At 72.8% G+C, this 15,413-nt stretch carries 14 protein-coding genes; 10 read left to right on the top strand and 4 right to left on the bottom strand.

Annotated features, from left to right (window positions below):
• Positions 1-47 precede the first annotated feature (47 nt).
• Complete coding sequence (locus OG741_RS09345; RefSeq protein WP_405596332.1) at positions 48-1,328, bottom strand: DUF1015 domain-containing protein; 1,281 nt, start codon at positions 1,326-1,328, stop codon at positions 48-50.
• 72 nt (positions 1,329-1,400) lie between these two features.
• Between OG741_RS09345 and OG741_RS09340 the strand changes: the two genes are divergently transcribed.
• The 4 genes from OG741_RS09340 (at position 1,401) to OG741_RS09325 (ending at position 5,447) form a co-directional block, all read left to right on the top strand.
• Positions 1,401-2,429, top strand: coding sequence for an HAD-IIA family hydrolase (locus tag OG741_RS09340; protein WP_405596331.1), 1,029 nt, complete (start codon positions 1,401-1,403; stop codon positions 2,427-2,429).
• 167 nt (positions 2,430-2,596) lie between these two features.
• A complete protein-coding gene (locus tag OG741_RS09335; RefSeq protein ID WP_405605480.1) occupies positions 2,597-3,577 on the top strand; it encodes a FecCD family ABC transporter permease in 981 nt (326 codons plus the stop codon).
• Positions 3,574-4,611 carry a FecCD family ABC transporter permease gene (locus OG741_RS09330; RefSeq protein WP_405596330.1) on the top strand — a complete coding sequence of 346 codons (1,038 nt, stop codon included), beginning with the start codon at positions 3,574-3,576 and terminating at the stop codon, positions 4,609-4,611. The genes OG741_RS09335 and OG741_RS09330 overlap by 4 nt, the downstream gene beginning before the upstream one ends.
• Before the next feature lie 35 nt (positions 4,612-4,646).
• Positions 4,647-5,447, top strand: coding sequence for an ABC transporter ATP-binding protein (locus OG741_RS09325; protein WP_405596329.1), 801 nt, complete (start codon positions 4,647-4,649; stop codon positions 5,445-5,447).
• An 18-nt stretch (positions 5,448-5,465) separates the two neighbouring features.
• On the opposite strand, the gene OG741_RS09320 is transcribed toward OG741_RS09325, so the two are convergent.
• Positions 5,466-5,813 carry an SCP2 sterol-binding domain-containing protein gene (locus OG741_RS09320; RefSeq protein WP_405596328.1) on the bottom strand — a complete coding sequence of 116 codons (348 nt, stop codon included), beginning with the start codon at positions 5,811-5,813 and terminating at the stop codon, positions 5,466-5,468.
• Between the two features lie 42 nt (positions 5,814-5,855).
• On the opposite strand from OG741_RS09320, the gene OG741_RS09315 reads away from it, so the two are divergent.
• From OG741_RS09315 to OG741_RS09290, 6 genes are all read left to right on the top strand, one after another.
• On the top strand, positions 5,856-6,212 hold the full coding sequence (locus tag OG741_RS09315; protein ID WP_405596327.1) for a hypothetical protein: 357 nt from the start codon (positions 5,856-5,858) through the stop codon (positions 6,210-6,212).
• Positions 6,213-6,219: 7 nt separating this feature from the next.
• Positions 6,220-7,035, top strand: a complete 816-nt coding sequence (locus tag OG741_RS09310; RefSeq protein WP_405596326.1) for a TlyA family RNA methyltransferase — start codon at positions 6,220-6,222, stop codon at positions 7,033-7,035.
• On the top strand, positions 7,032-7,949 hold the full coding sequence (locus tag OG741_RS09305; RefSeq protein ID WP_266477930.1) for an NAD kinase: 918 nt from the start codon (positions 7,032-7,034) through the stop codon (positions 7,947-7,949). Before OG741_RS09310 ends, OG741_RS09305 begins: the two co-directional genes overlap by 4 nt.
• Before the next feature lie 177 nt (positions 7,950-8,126).
• The gene (gene recN / locus OG741_RS09300; RefSeq protein ID WP_405605478.1) at positions 8,127-9,857 is read left to right on the top strand and encodes a DNA repair protein RecN; all 1,731 of its coding nucleotides are present in this window, start codon (positions 8,127-8,129) and stop codon (positions 9,855-9,857) included.
• Entirely contained in the window at positions 9,854-10,585 is a 732-nt protein-coding gene (locus OG741_RS09295; RefSeq protein WP_405596325.1) for a hypothetical protein, read from the top strand. Before recN ends, OG741_RS09295 begins: the two co-directional genes overlap by 4 nt.
• A 90-nt stretch (positions 10,586-10,675) precedes the next feature.
• Positions 10,676-11,755, top strand: a complete 1,080-nt coding sequence (locus tag OG741_RS09290) for a glycosyltransferase family 4 protein (protein ID WP_405596324.1) — start codon at positions 10,676-10,678, stop codon at positions 11,753-11,755.
• Positions 11,756-12,284: 529 nt separating this feature from the next.
• Here the strand turns inward: OG741_RS09290 and OG741_RS09285 are convergent.
• Positions 12,285-13,910, bottom strand: a complete 1,626-nt coding sequence (locus OG741_RS09285) for a PucR family transcriptional regulator (protein WP_405596323.1) — start codon at positions 13,908-13,910, stop codon at positions 12,285-12,287.
• A gap of 99 nt (positions 13,911-14,009) precedes the next feature.
• The gene (locus OG741_RS09280; protein ID WP_405596322.1) at positions 14,010-15,407 is read right to left on the bottom strand and encodes an FAD-binding oxidoreductase; all 1,398 of its coding nucleotides are present in this window, start codon (positions 15,405-15,407) and stop codon (positions 14,010-14,012) included.
• Positions 15,408-15,413: the final 6 nt, after the last annotated feature.

Raw genomic sequence — 15,413 nt, 5'->3', positions numbered from 1 at the left:
GTAACGAGAAAGGGCGGCACCCCCAGTGGGTGCCGCCCTTTCTCGTTTCAGTCCAGCGCCAAGCTCCGCAGGACCAGCCCCGTCGCCGGCTTCGGGCCGAAGGACGTGGACTTTCGGGGCATCGTGACGCCCTCGCGGGCGAGGTCCCGTACGACGTCCTCCGGTACCGGGTGCATCAACACCGCGGTCCCGCCCCGGCGTTCGGCCTGGGTGACGGCCGCCTCGGTGTCGTGGATGTACGCGATGTACTCCGGGTCGTCCGGGATCCGCCAGATGTGGTCCAGGAGCGTGGAGTGCAGGACCGTCGCATCGAGGGTGCGCCAGGCCTCGGGACGGTCGGCGCGCACCGTGCGGGACAGCAGCTCCGGGTCCGGGCGGTCGATGAGGTGGAAGGCGCCGTCGCCCGCCAGCAGGAAGGCGTTCCCCTCCGCGGCAGCCTCCCCGAGCGCCTCCAGCGCCTGCGGGAGTGGTACCTCCAGGCGCCGGGCGCGGAAGGAGCCGCTCACGGCCGCCAGGGCTTCGGAGACCGGGAGGCGGTGCAGTACCCGGTGAATGGCGCGTACCCGCAGCGGGTAGCGGGCCGTGTCGATCAGCAGGACAAGGCCGTAGTTCCAGGGGCCGGGCGTGGGGTGCTCGGCGCGCAGCCGCAGATAGGTCGCCCAGCGGTGGTGGCCGTCGGCGATCAGGGCCTGGCGTTCGGACAGGTCGGAGCGGATCTCGGCCAGATCGGCGGGGTCCGTGACCGACCACAACCGGTGGCTGAAGCCGTCCTCGGTGGTGGTCTCCAGGAGCGGTGAGCGCAGGACGGTGCGTTCGATGACGGCGGTCGCGCCGGTCGGGCTGCCCATGCTGCGATACGTCAGCAGCAGCGGTTCCAGGTTGGCGGCGGTCGTACGCATCAGGGCCGCGCGGTCCGCGACGATGTCCGGCATCACGTCCTCGTGGGGGAGAACGACGCCCTCGGACGGTTCCGACAGGGCGAGCGCGCCGATGACGCCTCGCTGCAGGAGATCGCCCTGGCGTTGCTCGTACACATACAGCGCGGGCTCCGGGTCCGCGGCCAGGATGCCCTCGGTCAGCCAGCGGGCGAGGGTGTCCGCGGCCTTCTGGTTGCGGTCGCCGGTGGAGTTCGCCTGCGGGAGGATCAGCCGGACGATGTTGTGGGGGTCCGCCGACTCCAGGTGGTGCAGGCCGTCGGGCCTGACGACGACGTCGTACGGCGGCGAGGTCACGGCGGCGAGGCTGCCGACCCGCTCGGGGACATAGCGCAGCCCACGGAACGGGATCAGGTGCAGACCGTCGTTGGCCGCGGGACCTTCGGTGTTCATTTGTGCATCGTATGTGGGCTCCGGGGATGAGCGATGATCGGGGGAGTGGCCCGGAACGAGGAGCGTATGCGAATGAGTCAGCAGCACAGGACCCGGCCGAGCGGGAGCGGGACGGCGCTGAGCGAGGCGTACGACACTGCGCTGCTGGACCTGGACGGGGTGGTCTACGCGGGCGGTGAGGCGATCGCCCACGCAGTGGACTCCCTGCTGACGGCGCGCGAAGGCGGGATGCACCTCGCGTATGTGACGAACAACGCGCTGCGCCCGCCCGAGGCCGTGGCCGAGCACATCACCGAGCTCGGTGTCCCGACCGATGCGGCGGATGTCATCAACTCCGCGCAGGCGGTCGCCCGGTTGATCTCCGAGCAGGTGCCGGCCGGGTCCCGGGTGCTGGTGATCGGCGGGGAAGGGCTGCGGGTCGCGCTGCGCGAGCGGGGTCTTGAGCCGGTGGAGTCCGCCGACGACGATCCGGCGGCTGTGGTGCAGGGGTACGGCGGGCCGGATCTGACGTGGGGGCGCTTCGCGGAGGCGTGCTACGCGATCGCGCGGGGTGTGCCGTGGTTCGCGTCCAACACGGATCTGACGATTCCCAGTGCCCGGGGCATCGCGCCCGGAAACGGCGCGGCCGTGGAGGTCGTACGGATAGCGACGGGCGCGGAGCCGCAGGTGGCGGGGAAGCCGCTGCCGCCGATGCACAAGGAGACGATCCTGCGGACGGGCGCGCGCAGGCCGCTGGTCGTGGGCGACCGGCTGGACACGGACATCGAGGGCGCGTTCAACGGAGGCGTCGATTCCCTGCTCGTACTGACCGGAGTGACCGACGGTGCGCAGCTGCTGGCCGCGCCGCCCGAGCACCGGCCGACGTATGTGGACGCCGATCTGCGCGGGATGCTGACCGGGCAGCCCGAAGTGGCAGAGACGGACGGTGGGTTCGTGTGCGGAGGGTGGACCGCGTCCGTGCGGGACGATGCGCTCGCGCTCGCCGGCGAGGGTGAGCCGCTGGACGGGCTGAGGGCGCTGTGTGCGGCGGCCTGGACGCAGGCAGGGGACCGGGTGTCCACGCTGGACGCGGACAAGGCGCTGTCCCGGCTGGGCCTGTAGCACCGCCGGCGCGTGAATCGGGGGTGCCCGCCCGGGGGTTGAGCTGTCTGCGGCTCCGCGCCTGTCGCGATGAGAGGGTAGGCTAACCTAACCTCGTGTTGGTCGACAGTCCCCCCAAACAGAGCGCGGAGCCGATATCCGCGACCGAGCCCCGTAAGCGCCATGCCCTGCGCGCCGCCGGGTTGCTCGTGTCTCTCGGCGTCCTGCTGCTGGTCTGCGTCGCGAGCATCGCCGTCGGTGCCAAGTCGATTCCGCTCTCCGAGGTGTGGCACGGGCTGTTCCACAACGCGGGCGTCGGCAACGACGTGATCATCCACGATGTCCGGGTGCCGCGGACCCTGCTCGGACTGATCGTCGGCGCCGCCCTTGGGCTCTCGGGTGCGGTGATGCAGGCCCTGACACGCAACCCGCTGGCGGAACCCGGCCTGCTGGGCGTGAACGCGGGGGCGTCGGCCGCGGTCGTCTCCGCCGTCAGCTTCCTCGGCGTCACATCGCTCACCGGATATGTCTGGTTCGCGTTCATCGGCGCTGCCGTCGTCTCCGTACTCGTCTACGTCCTCGGCGGCAGCCGCGGCGCGACTCCGGTACGACTCGCCCTCGCCGGGACCGCCGCCACCGCCGCGCTCTACGGCTACATCAACGCCGTACAGCTGCTGGACTCGGCCGCGCTCGAACGGCTCCGGTTCTGGACGGTCGGCTCGCTCGCATCGGCCGACATGGAGACCATCCGCAAGATCGCGCCCTTCATCGGCATCGGCGTGGTGCTCGCGCTGCTGCTCGCACGGCCGCTCAACGCGATGGAGATGGGCGACGACACCGCCCGCGCGCTCGGCGCCCATCTGAACCGTACGCGCGCACTGGCGATGCTCACCGTCACCCTGCTGTGCGGGGCCGCGACCGCCGCCTGCGGGCCGATCGTCTTCATCGGGCTGATGATCCCGCATCTCGTGCGCTCCCTCACGGGGCCCGACATGCGGTGGATCCTGCCGTACGCCACGATCCTGTCGCCGGTCCTGCTGCTGGGCGCCGATGTCATCGGCCGGGTCGTCACCCGCCCCTCCGAGCTGCAGGTCGGCGTCGTCACCGCGCTGATCGGCGGGCCCGTCTTCATTCACCTTGTCCGCCGCAAGAGGATGGCCCAGCTGTGAAGGCCGTGAAAGCCATACGCACCCCCGGCGGGCTCTCCCTGCGGGTCGATCCGCGGTCGCTTGTCGTGTCTCTGCTGCTGGCCGCGGTCACGGTGGCAGCCGGGGTCGTACTCATCGGCAGCGGCGACTTCCCCATCTCGCCCGGCGAGGTCGTCGCCACGCTGCTCGGGAACGGCACCCAGGCCCAGGAGTTCATCGTCCAGGACCTGCGGCTGCCGCGTGTGCTGGTCGGGCTGCTCGCCGGCGCCTCGCTGGCCCTCAGCGGCGCGATCTTCCAGTCCATCTCCCGCAACCCGCTGGGCAGTCCGGATGTGATCGGCTTCGGGCAGGGCGCCACCGTCGGCGCGCTCGGCGTGATCGTCCTTTTCGACGGCGGAGCGCTCGCGGTGGCGGGCGGCGCGGTCGTCGGCGGACTGGTGACCGGCGTCGGGGTCTACGTTCTGGCGTGGAAGCGCGGTGTGCACGGCTACCGCCTCGTCCTCGTCGGCATCGGCATCGCCGCCATGCTCACCGCGGCCAACCACTATCTGGTCACCAAGGCCAGCCTGGTCGAGGCCACCCAGGCCACGCTGTGGATGACCGGCTCGCTCGACGGCCGCGACTGGGCGCAGGTCTGGCCGCTGCTCGGCGTGTTCGCCGCACTCGTCCCGCTGATCCTCGTGCACGGACGGCCCCTGCGGATGCTGGAGATGGGCGACGACGCCGCGTACGCCCTGGGAGTGCCCGTCGAGCGCACCCGCCTGGTGCTCATGGGCTCGGGCGTCCTGCTCATCGCGGTCGCGACGGCGGCCGCCGGGCCGATCGCGTTCGTGGCCCTGAGCGCCCCGCAGCTCGCCCGCCGGCTGACCCGCTTGCCGGGGCCGAACCTGGCCGCCGCCTCCGTGATGGGCGCCGCGCTGCTGCTGATCGCCGACTGGGCCGCCACCACCGGCTTCGGCGACCGGCAGCTGCCGGTCGGCGTGGTCACCGGGGTGCTCGGCGGCTGCTATCTGCTCTGGCTGCTGGTCACCGAACGCAAGGCGGGCCGCATATGAACCCCGTGAACCACGAATCCAGGAGTACGCCCCCCATGCAGCGCCTCACCGCGGAATCGGTCACCCTCGGCTACGACCAGCGCGTCATCGCCGCGAACCTCTCGGTGGAGATCCCCGACAACTCCTTCACCGTGATCGTCGGCCCGAACGCCTGCGGAAAGTCGACACTGCTGCGCGCCCTGTCCCGGATGCTCAAGCCGTCCCACGGCCGCGTCCTGCTCGACGGGCACTCCATCCACTCCCTGCCCGCCAAGAAGGTCGCCAGGACGCTCGGCCTGCTGCCTCAGTCGTCGATCGCGCCGGACGGGATCACCGTCGCCGACCTGGTCGCGCGCGGCCGCTATCCGCATCAGGGGCTGCTGCGCCAGTGGTCACCGCAGGACGAGCAGATTGTCGAGGAGTCGATGGCCGCGACCGGAGTCGGCGAACTGGCAGAGCGCTATGTCGACGAATTGTCCGGCGGCCAGCGCCAGCGCGTATGGATCGCGATGGCGCTCGCCCAGCAGACGCCGCTGCTCCTGCTCGACGAGCCCACGACCTTCCTCGACATCCAGCATCAGCTGGAGGTGCTCGACCTGTGCGCCGAGCTGCACGAGACGCAGGGGCGCACACTCGTCGCCGTACTCCACGACCTCAATCAGGCCGCCCGCTACGCGACGCACCTCATCGCCCTGCGCGAGGGGACGGTCGTCGCCGAGGGCGCGCCCGCCGATGTGGTCACCGCCGAGCTGGTGGAACGCGTCTTCGGGGTGAGGAGCCAGGTCATCGACGATCCGGAGTCTGGAACGCCGCTCGTGGTGCCGGCGGCACGCAGGCGCGCCACCACCGTGACGTAGCGGCCGCCCTCGTACTGGCTACAGCAGCGTCCTCAGACGCAGCAGATCGCGGAAGCCCGCCTCGAGCCTGACCCGGCCCGAGGCCCAGGCCTTCGCGAAGTTCAGCTCGCCGTTCACCATCGCCACCAGGTCGTCGCCGCTCATCGCGAGGCGGATCTGCGCCTTCTCGACCGGCGGCCCCTGGACGGTGTCCGTCACCTCGATCCGGCCGTCGTCGAGACGGCCGGTGAAGGTGATGTCCAGGTCCTTGATGTGGCAGCTGAGGGAACGGTCGAGCGCGGCCGCGCCCCGCACATCGCCGTCCGCCCGTGCCAGGTTGTCCGAGAGTTTGTCGAGTGCGCTGCGGCACTCTTCCGTCGTCGCCATCGTGATCGACCGTACCGCAGGGCTTCGCGGTAGCGTCTGGGCATGAGCGACTCGCTGCCGGGACCGCAGATCGACGAGCAGGGGATCCACCCGGAATCCACTGCCCCTCAGGCGTACGAGCCCGCCGTGCCCCAGGCGTACGAACCTGCTGCGCCCCAGCCGTACGAGCCCGCCGCGCCGGCGCCCCTGGGCGTCCAGCGCGTGCCCACCGGCAACGCGGGCGTGGACGCCCAGCTGGAGCGGCTGGCCGACGCCGACCACCTCCCTGCGGACGGACATCTCGAGGTGTACGAGGATGTACACCGGGGGCTGCGGGACGCGCTGACCGCGCTCGACGCACGCCCGGCGCCCGCACCCGCGGGGCCCTCGCCCTCGCCTTCGTACAACCACAGGAGCTGAACCGAACGTGGCAGGAGTGGCCCGCCGCCGTCTCGACGCCGAGCTGGTACGCCGCAACCTCGCGCGCTCGCGCGAGCACGCGAGCCAGCTGATCGCCGCGGGCCGGGTGACCGTCGGCGGCAACACCGCGACGAAGCCCGCCACCCAGGTCGAAACCAGCGCGGCCATCGTCGTCTCCTCCGACGACAGCGACCCCGACTACGTCTCGCGCGGCGGCCACAAGCTCGCGGGCGCGCTCGCCGCGTTCATGCCGCTCGGGCTCAAGATCGAGGGACGGCGGGCGCTGGACGCGGGTGCGTCGACGGGCGGCTTCACGGACGTACTGCTGCGATCGGGAGCCGGACACGTCGTGGCGGTCGACGTCGGCTACGGGCAACTCGCGTGGTCTCTTCAGAGTGATGAACGCGTGAGTGTCAAAGACCGTACCAACGTGCGTGAATTGACATTGGAGTCGATCGACGGAGTGCCGGTGGACCTTGTGGTGGGCGATCTGTCGTTCATTCCGCTCGGTCTTGTGCTGCCCGCGCTCGCGCGCTGTGCCGCGCCCGACGCGGACCTGGTGCTGATGGTCAAGCCGCAGTTCGAGGTGGGCAAGGACCGCCTCGGCAGCGGCGGGGTCGTCCGCAGCCCCGAGCTGCGCGCGGACACGGTCAAGGCCGTGGCGCGCAAGGCCGCCGAGCTCGGTCTCGGCGTGCAGGGCGTCACGGCCAGTCCGCTGCCGGGACCGTCCGGAAACGTCGAGTACTTTCTGTGGCTCCGGGCCGGAGCGCCCCAGCTCGATCCGGCGGATGTCGACCGTGCAGTGGCGGAGGGACCTCGTTGACAACCACATCAGCAGCGACACCAGCGCGCACCGTTTTCCTGCTCGCGCACACCGGGCGCCCGGCGGCGATCCGCAGCGCGGAACTCGTCGTACAGGGGCTGCTGCGCAGCGGTCTCGGCGTACGCGTACTGGCGGCGGAGGCGGCCGATCTGCCGCTGCCGCCGTCCGTCGAGACGGTGAACGAGGCGACCCCGGAAGTGCTCGACGGCTGTGAGCTGCTGATCGTCCTCGGCGGGGACGGAACGCTGCTGCGCGGCGCCGAGTTCGCCCGGGCGTCCGGGGTGCCGATGCTCGGCGTCAACCTGGGGCGGGTCGGCTTTCTCGCGGAGGCCGAGCGCGACGACCTCGACAAGGTCGTCGACCGGGTCGTCACGCGCGCGTACGAGGTCGAGGAGCGCATGACCATCGATGTCGTCGTGCACACCAACGGCGATGTCGTGCACCGGGACTGGGCGCTGAACGAGGCGGCCGTGCAGAAGGTCTCGCCCGACCGGATGCTGGAGGTCGTCCTGGAGATCGACGGGCGGCCGGTGACCGGCTTCGGCTGCGACGGCATCGTCTGCGCGACACCGACCGGCTCGACGGCGTACGCCTTCTCGGCGGGCGGGCCGGTCGTCTGGCCGGAGGTGGAGGCGCTGCTGATGGTGCCGATCAGCGCGCACGCGCTGTTCGCCAAGCCGCTGGTGACGTCTCCGACGTCGGTGCTCGCGGTCGAGGTGCAGCGGAACACTCCGCACGGGGTGCTGTGGTGCGACGGGCGAAGAACCATCGAACTGCCGCCCGCGGCACGGGTGGAGGTGCGCCGGGGTGCCGTTCCGGTGCGGCTGGCGCGGCTGCATCACGCGTCGTTCACGGACCGGCTCGTGGCGAAGTTCGCGCTGCCGGTGTCGGGGTGGCGCGGCAAGCCGCACTAGACCTCACGCATGGGCGGGGCACGCGGTTCTTCCCGGTCGAGTGCTGTGTCTTTCCGGGGGGCAACCCCCGGACCCCCGGCGTTTCACGTGGTCTCGGCCCGGGAGAGTGAATCAGGACCCGGGGTCCGTCGCACGGCGGGCCCCGGACCTCGTAAGGTCGTGTCCGTGTTGGAGGAGATGCGGATACGGTCGCTCGGGGTCATCGACGACGCTGTCGTCGAGCTGTCGCCCGGTTTCACCGCGGTGACGGGCGAGACGGGCGCGGGCAAGACCATGGTCGTCACCAGCCTGGGGCTGCTGCTCGGCGGGCGCGCCGACCCCGCGCTGGTGCGGATCGGCGCCAAGTCGGCGGTGGTGGAGGGGCGGATCAGCGTGTCCCCCGGTGCCCCGGCCGCGCTGCGGGCCGAAGAGGCCGGGGCGGAACTCGACGACGGCACCCTGCTGATCAGCAGAACCGTCTCGGCGGAGGGGCGATCGCGCGCCCACATCGGCGGGCGGTCCGTGCCGGTGGGCATGCTGTCCGAGCTGGCCGACGAGCTCGTGGCCGTACACGGCCAGACCGACCAGCAGGGGCTGCTTCGGCCCGCGCGGCAGCGGGAGGCACTCGACCGGTACGCGGGCGACGCGGTCACCGGGCCGCATGCCAAGTACGCGGCCGCGTACCGGCGGCTGCGGGCCGCCTCCGTAGAGCTGGACGAGCTGACCACGCGCGCGCGTGAGCGGGCACAGGAAGCCGATCTGCTGCGCTTCGGTCTCGGCGAGATCGAGGGCGTCGAACCGCGCGCGGGCGAGGACGTCGAACTCGCCGCCGAGGCCGAACGGCTCGGGCACGCCGAGGCTCTCGCCTCCGCCGCGTCCGTCGCCCACGCCGCGCTGGCGGGCAATCCCGAGGACCCGGAGGGCGTGGACGCCACGACGCTCGTCGCGGGCGCGGGACGGGCGCTGGACGCCGTGCGCTCCCACGACCCGGCGCTCGCCGCGCTCGCCGACCGGATAGGCGAGATCTCCATCCTGCTCGGCGACGTGGCCGGAGAGCTCGCCGGGTACGCGGACAATCTGGACGCCGATCCGCTGCGCCTCGCCGCGGTGGAGGAACGGCGGGCGGCGCTGACCGCGCTGACGCGCAAGTACGGCGGGCACGGTGAAGGCATTGCCGCCGTACTCGCGTGGTCCGAGCAGAGCGCCGAGCGCCTCACCGAGCTGGAGGGCGACGACGACCGGATCGGGGAGCTGGCGGCCGAGCGGGACGCGCTGCGCAGCGAACTTTCGGGCCTGGCACAGGCGTTGACGGACGCACGTACGGAGGCGGCGGCGCGGTTCGCCGAAGCGGTCACCGAGGAGCTGGCCTCGCTCGCGATGCCGCACGCGCGCGTGTCGTTCGAGATCCGCCAGAGCGAGGACCCGGAGGGTGTCGAGGTCGGCGGCCGCACCGTGGCGTACGGCCCCTCCGGCGTCGACGAGGTCGAACTGCTGCTGGCGCCGCACCCGGGCGCGCCGCCGCGACCGATCGCCAAGGGGGCTTCGGGCGGTGAGCTCTCGCGCGTGATGCTCGCCGTCGAGGTCGTCTTCGCCGGGACCGACCCCGTGCCGACGTATCTCTTCGACGAGGTCGACGCGGGTGTGGGCGGAAAGGCGGCGGTCGAGATCGGGCGCCGTCTGGCGAAGCTCGCGAAGACGGCGCAGGTGGTGGTCGTGACACATCTGCCGCAGGTGGCGGCGTTCGCCGACCGGCAGCTGCTGGTCGAGAAGACCAACGACGGGTCGGTGACCCGGTCAGGCGTCACGGTCCTCGAAGGGGAGGACAGAGTGCGCGAGCTGTCGCGGATGCTGGCGGGCCAGGAGGATTCCCAGACGGCTCGGGCGCACGCCGAGGAACTGCTCGCCACGGCGCGGGCGGACGGCCGATGAGGCGCGCGGCCGCCTTCGCCACCGCCTTCGGGGCGACCCGGTCCGTGTACGAGGTGCTGCGCAGACGGGCGCCCGGTGACCCCGCGCAGTGGCAGCGCAAGAACTACGCCGGCCGCACGGTCGACCTCTACGCCGGGCCCGCCACCGCGGTCGGGGCCGCGCTGGCGACTTCGGGCCCTGCCGCCGTCGCGGTGGTCGCGGCGGGGGCGTGCGGGGCGTACGACGATCTGAAGGGGGACCACCGGCGCGGGTTCAGGGCGCACCTGAGCGCGCTCGGGCAGGGCGAGGTGACCAGCGGGGCCGTGAAGCTCTTCGGGATCGGGGCCGCGGGGCTCGCGGCGGGGGCGCTGCTCAAGGAGCGGCCCGTCGACAAGCTCCTCGCCGGGATCGTGATCGCAGGCACCGCGCACCTGGTCAACCTCGTGGACGTCGCGCCGGGACGGGCCGCCGTCGCCGTGCTCGGGATCGGCGCGCCCGGCCTGCTGCGCCGGGGCACCGCCGGTGCGCTCGCCGCGGCGCCCATGGGCGCCGCCGCCGCGATCGTCACCGAGGACCTGGGCGAGCGGACCATGCTCGGCGACAGCGGGGCGCACGCCCTGGGCGCGGCACTCGGCACGGCGATCGTCGCGGGCAACGGCCGTGCCGGGCTTGCCGTTCACGCGGCGGGCCTGATCGCTGCGGCCGTGTACGGGGACGAGGTCAGCAGGCTCGCGGGATCACCCATGTGAGTGACACCGCGTCCCGCGCCGCCCGGCCGGGACTCGTCAACGACACCCCGACAGTGCCGGAACGTGCGTGCGGGCTGGCATCCTTGGCGCGTGACACAGCTGCGTACGGTCCAGGTGCTGGGCGGCGGCAGTGCGGCCAGCAGCGCGCATGTCAGGTCGCTGGCCGCGGGGCTGGTGGCGCGGGGCGTGCGGGTGACGGTGTGCGCCCCCGCCGAACTGAAGCACCTCTACGACTTCCCCGGCGCCGGGGCGCACTTCGCCGCCGTACCGCGGCGGAGCGATCCGGCGGCGATCGGAGCCTTGCGCGCGGTCTGCGCGAAGGCGGACGTCGTGCACGCGCACGGGCTGCACGCCGCCGTACGCGCCACGCTGGCGCTCAGCGGGCAGCACGTGCCGCTCGTCGTCACCTGGCACACCCGCTCGCACGCCGAGGGCGCGCGCGGTCAGGTGCTGCGGTTGCTGGAGCGAAGGGCCGCGCGGGCGGCGGCGGTTGTGTTCGGCACCTGCTCCGAACTGGTCGACCGGGCCCGCCGGCGGGGCGCGCGCGACGCCCGCCTCGCGCCGGTCGCGGCGCCGGCACCGCGGGGGCGTCCGGGCCGCGCCGAGGACAAGTCGCGGGCCGAACTGGGCGCGGTGGACCGGCCGTTGCTGATGGCCGTGGGCAGCCTCGTGGCGCACCGGGGGTACGGGACGCTGCTGGACGCGGCACGGCTGTGGCGCGGCCTCGACCCGATGCCGCTGGTGGTGATCGCGGGGGAGGGGCGGGAGCGGGGTTCGCTCCAGCGCCGCATCGAGACGGAGGGTCTTCCGGTACGGCTGGTGGGCCGCAGGGACGACATCGGCGACCTCCTCCCGGCGGCGGACGTCGCCCTCCTCCCGAGCCGCTGGGAGGCCCGCTCCCTGCTCGCCCAGGAGGCCCTGCGCCTGGGCGTCCCCCTGGTCGCGACGGCGGTCGGCGGCATCCCGGAACTCGTGGGCGACGCGGCGGAACTGGTCCCGTACGGGGACGCGGCCGCGCTGGCCGACGCGGTGGCACGACTGCTGGCGGACGAGGGGCGGCGGGCGGAACTGGCGGCGGCGGGGCGGGTGCAGGCGGGGACGTGGCCGACGGAGGACGAGACGATCGGGCAGGTTCTGAGCGTGTACGACGAGGTGGTGGCGGGGCGTTGATTTTCCCCCACCCCGCCCCTTCCCGAACCGGGGCTCCGCCCCGGACCCCTGGGTTTGTGTGGGGGCTGGCGCCCCCACACCCCGATGCGCCGGCTCCGCGGCGCAGACCCCCGGACCCCTGGGGGAGGGGGTGTGGGGGGCTGACGCCCCCCACGCCCCCGAAGCGCCCGCTTCGCGGCGCGGGCCCCAGCCCCCAAAGCGGGAAGGGCAACGTGTGGGCTCCGCCCCCACACCCCCAAGTGCGCCCGCTTCGCGGCGCGGGCTGACCGCCTCCTGGCGCGAGCTGACGGCTCGCGGCCCATCCACACCGCGGCGCTGGGCGACCAATTGCAGCCACCCGGCAAGGGGGCCGCGGAGCGGGTGGAGTCGGGACGTAGAGCGTGATATGTGGCGCGGGGACGCCTGTGCCTCGCGGTACGGCTGAGACGCGCCGTAAATCATGCAGTCCCGGCTGCACCCCGGAGCGGGCCCCAAGCGGTCGCCCCGCGGCACCGGGCACCCCGCCCCCAAGGCCCGCACCCACCGCGCCTCACCCCGCGTGTCGCCTCGCTCTCAGTGCCAGGCTCAAGGCCAGGACCGTCTGCGGGTCGTCCAGGTCCGTGCCCAGCAGTTCCGAGATGCGGGCCAGGCGGTTGTACAGCGTCTGGCGGTTCAGGTGGAGTTCGCGGGCCGTTTCCGCCTTGCGGCCCGCGTGGGCCAAGTACGTCTGCAGCGTCGGGAGCAGCGGCGGGCGCGAGGACGCGTCGTGGTCGCGCAGGGGGCCGATCGCGCGCTCCACGAAGGCCGACAGGTCCGGGTGGTCCCGCAGGCGCCAGAGCAGGAGGTCGATGTCCAGGCGGCGCGCGTCGTACCACGGGCGGTCCGAGAGGCCCTGCGCCGCCGTCGCCGTTTCCGAGGCGTGGCGCAGGCCCGCCGACGCCGCCGCCCAGCCGCCCGCCATGCCGACGACCACGACCGGCGGGTGCGCGCCCGCGCGCTCCAATCCGGCCCGTTCGACGCCCGCCCGCAGCGCCGCGGCGACCCGGTCGGCGACGGCCGTGCGTTCCGACTCGGAGCGCAGGCCCAGCAGGAGCGGAACCCGGCCCTCGACGGGGCGTACGCCCAGCAGCACCGGTACGCCGACCGCCGACAGCTCCTCCAGCACCGCGCGGGCGAGCAACGCCCAGTTCCCGGACGGCGAGAGCTCCGCGGCAAGGCGCATGACGACCGGCAGCAGCGGTCCCTCGCCCGGCTTGAAGCCAAGGACCCTCGCCTGGGCCGGCGCGTCCTCCGCCGTGATGCGGCCCTCCGCCAGATCCGTCAGGAAGTCGCCGCGGCCGCGCGCCGCCAGCTCCTCCTCCTGGCGGGCCTGCATCAGGACGACCGCCAGCAGCCCGGCCGCCCGCTCCGCCGCCATCCGGTGCACCGTCAGCAGCGGGGAGCCGACGGCCAGCAGGACGAGGCGGGCGCGTACCGACGCGGCGCCCTGACCGCCGCCGGGGACGTCCACCAGGACCGTCCCGGCCGGCGGCGACTCCCGTGCCGCACGCTGGCTCCGCAGCCTGTCCCAGACCTGGAGCGGATCGGCCCCGGCCCGTCCCGAATCGGATGCGGCCGCGTACAGAAGCTGTCCGTCCGCTGTCTCCAGGAAGACGGGGTTCGCGGTGAAGTCGGCGAGGATACGCAGCACTTGGGGCACCCCGCCCCCTTCGAGCAGCACCTCCGTACAGCGCCGGTGCACTTCCTCGGCCTGCCGCAGCAGGGCGTAGTGCCCGTTGACGATCTCGGTGTGGACCTCCTCGGTCACCGAGACGAAGGGGACCTCCCGGTGCAGCTGCACGAGCGGCAGGCCGACCGCCCGCGCGGTCTCCACGATCACCGAGGGCAGCCGGCTGAAGCGCGGCCCCAGCTCCACCACGAGCGCCGCGATGCCGCGGTCCGCGAGCCGGCGTACGGAGGCCCGCTGTTCGGCGGGCCGGGTGCCGAGCCCCATGCCCGTGGTGAGCAGGAGCTCGCCGCCCTTGAGCAGGGAGGCGATGTTGGGCGCCTCACCGGCGTGCACCCAGCGCACCGTCCGCTGCAGCCGGTCCGCGCCGGCGACGACCTCCGGAAGTCCGGCGCGCAGTCCGGGCAGTTCCAGCGCCTGCTGCACCGTGATGCCACCTTGGGTCTCCACTGACTGTCGCCTCGCGCTTTCACTCGGGCCGGAACCGGAGACGCGGACGCTACCGGGCCGGTGCGTCCGCGCACATCACCAGGGCCCCGCGGGCAATCGTCATGCCCCGTTCGGGGACGCTGGTTTGATGTTGTGGTTGAGCCGGAACACGTTCTCGGGGTCGTACTCCGCCTTGACCGCGGCCAGGCGCTTGTAGTTGTCCTCGCCGTAGGCGGCGACCACCCGCTCCTGTCCCTCGCGCCCGATGAAGTTCAGATACGTCGCGCTCAGCGACCAGGGCTCCACATCCGCACGTACGTCCCGCACCCACTGCTTGGCGCGCTCGTCGTCGTCGGGGCTCTCCCAGACCCCGAAGGGATGCACGGCCCACGGCGCCTCGCGCCAGGGCACCGGATAGTCGGCCGGGCCCCTGGCCACCGCGCCGCCCATGGGGAACAGGACGTGCTGTGTGCCGGTGGGTACGGGCATGTCGGCCGCGCGGGAGCAGTAGGCGTCGACGGCCTCGTCCGGGAAACCCGCCATGAACTCCGCGGACCAGTAGTTACGCATCAGCGGCGGGTCGTCGAGCATGCACTGCAGCTCCGCGTAGGGCAGTTCGGCGATGACTTCCGCCTCGTGGCCGAGACCCAGCATCGGCTCGCTCACATCACGGGCCTCTTCCTCCCAGCCCGCGTAGGTCACCAGCACGGCGAGCACGAGCTTGCCGACCATGTGCTCGGGAACGAACGGCTCGGGCGGCCCGGTGATGTAGAGACAGGCGCCGCCGACCTCGTCCGGCGCGGACTCGATGAAGTCACGGTAGGCACGCACGACTTCGGGTCCGGCCTCGGGCCGGAACAGCAGCATGACCATCGACATCGCCGGGAGCGCATGCAGTTGCAGGGTGATGGCCGTGGCCACGCCGAAGTTGCCGCCACCGCCGTGCAGCGCCCAGAACAGCTCCTGGTTCTCGTCCGCACTGGCGTGAACGGTGTCGCCGTCGGCGGTCACCAGCTCCACGGCGATGAGATTGTCGCAGGCAAGGCCCCACTTGCGCTCCAGCCAGCCCGATCCGCCGCCCAGTGTGAAGCCGCCGACGCCCGTGGTGGACGCCCGCCCGCCGGTGGTCGCCAGAGCGTGGGGCTGGGTCGCCCGGTCGAGATGGCTCATGGTGGCGCCGCCGCCGATCCGTGCGGCCCTGGACTGGGGATCGACGACCACGGTGTGGATGCGACGCAGGTCGACGACGATTCCGCCGTCGGTCACCGCCATGCCCGCGACACTGTGGCCACCGCCGCGGACGGCGATCTCCAGATCGTTGTCGCGGCCGAAGCGGACCGCCCTGGCGACATCCGGTCCCGTCTCGCACTGGGCGATGACGGCGGGACGCCGGTCGATCATGCCGTTGAAGATGGTGCGAGCGTCGTCGTACCCCGCATCACCGGGGGTGTACGCATCGCCGGTCAGTTCCCTGCGGAGACCGGCCAGCGCGGCCTCCGTGATGTCTTGGGGCGCCATAGTGGC

It is taken from the genome of Streptomyces sp. NBC_01410 (genome assembly GCF_045040195.1).
Taxonomy (GTDB): Bacteria; Actinomycetota; Actinomycetes; order Streptomycetales; family Streptomycetaceae; genus Streptomyces.
Note: the sequence above shows the minus strand (reverse complement) of the source record. Positions and strands in the feature narration are given on the sequence as shown.

Excerpts from the sequence above, each read along its gene's own strand:
- OG741_RS09345 (WP_405596332.1), bottom strand. The coding sequence starts at position 1,328 with ATGAACACCGAAGGTCCCGCGGCCAACGACGGTCTGCACCTGATCCCG.
- OG741_RS09340 (WP_405596331.1), top strand. The coding sequence starts at position 1,401 with ATGAGTCAGCAGCACAGGACCCGGCCGAGCGGGAGCGGGACGGCGCTG.
- OG741_RS09325 (WP_405596329.1), top strand. The coding sequence starts at position 4,647 with ATGCAGCGCCTCACCGCGGAATCGGTCACCCTCGGCTACGACCAGCGC.
- OG741_RS09320 (WP_405596328.1), bottom strand. The coding sequence starts at position 5,813 with ATGGCGACGACGGAAGAGTGCCGCAGCGCACTCGACAAACTCTCGGAC.
- OG741_RS09315 (WP_405596327.1), top strand. The coding sequence starts at position 5,856 with ATGAGCGACTCGCTGCCGGGACCGCAGATCGACGAGCAGGGGATCCAC.
- recN (WP_405605478.1), top strand. The coding sequence starts at position 8,127 with ATGCGGATACGGTCGCTCGGGGTCATCGACGACGCTGTCGTCGAGCTG.
- OG741_RS09295 (WP_405596325.1), top strand. The coding sequence starts at position 9,854 with ATGAGGCGCGCGGCCGCCTTCGCCACCGCCTTCGGGGCGACCCGGTCC.
- OG741_RS09280 (WP_405596322.1), bottom strand. The coding sequence starts at position 15,407 with ATGGCGCCCCAAGACATCACGGAGGCCGCGCTGGCCGGTCTCCGCAGG.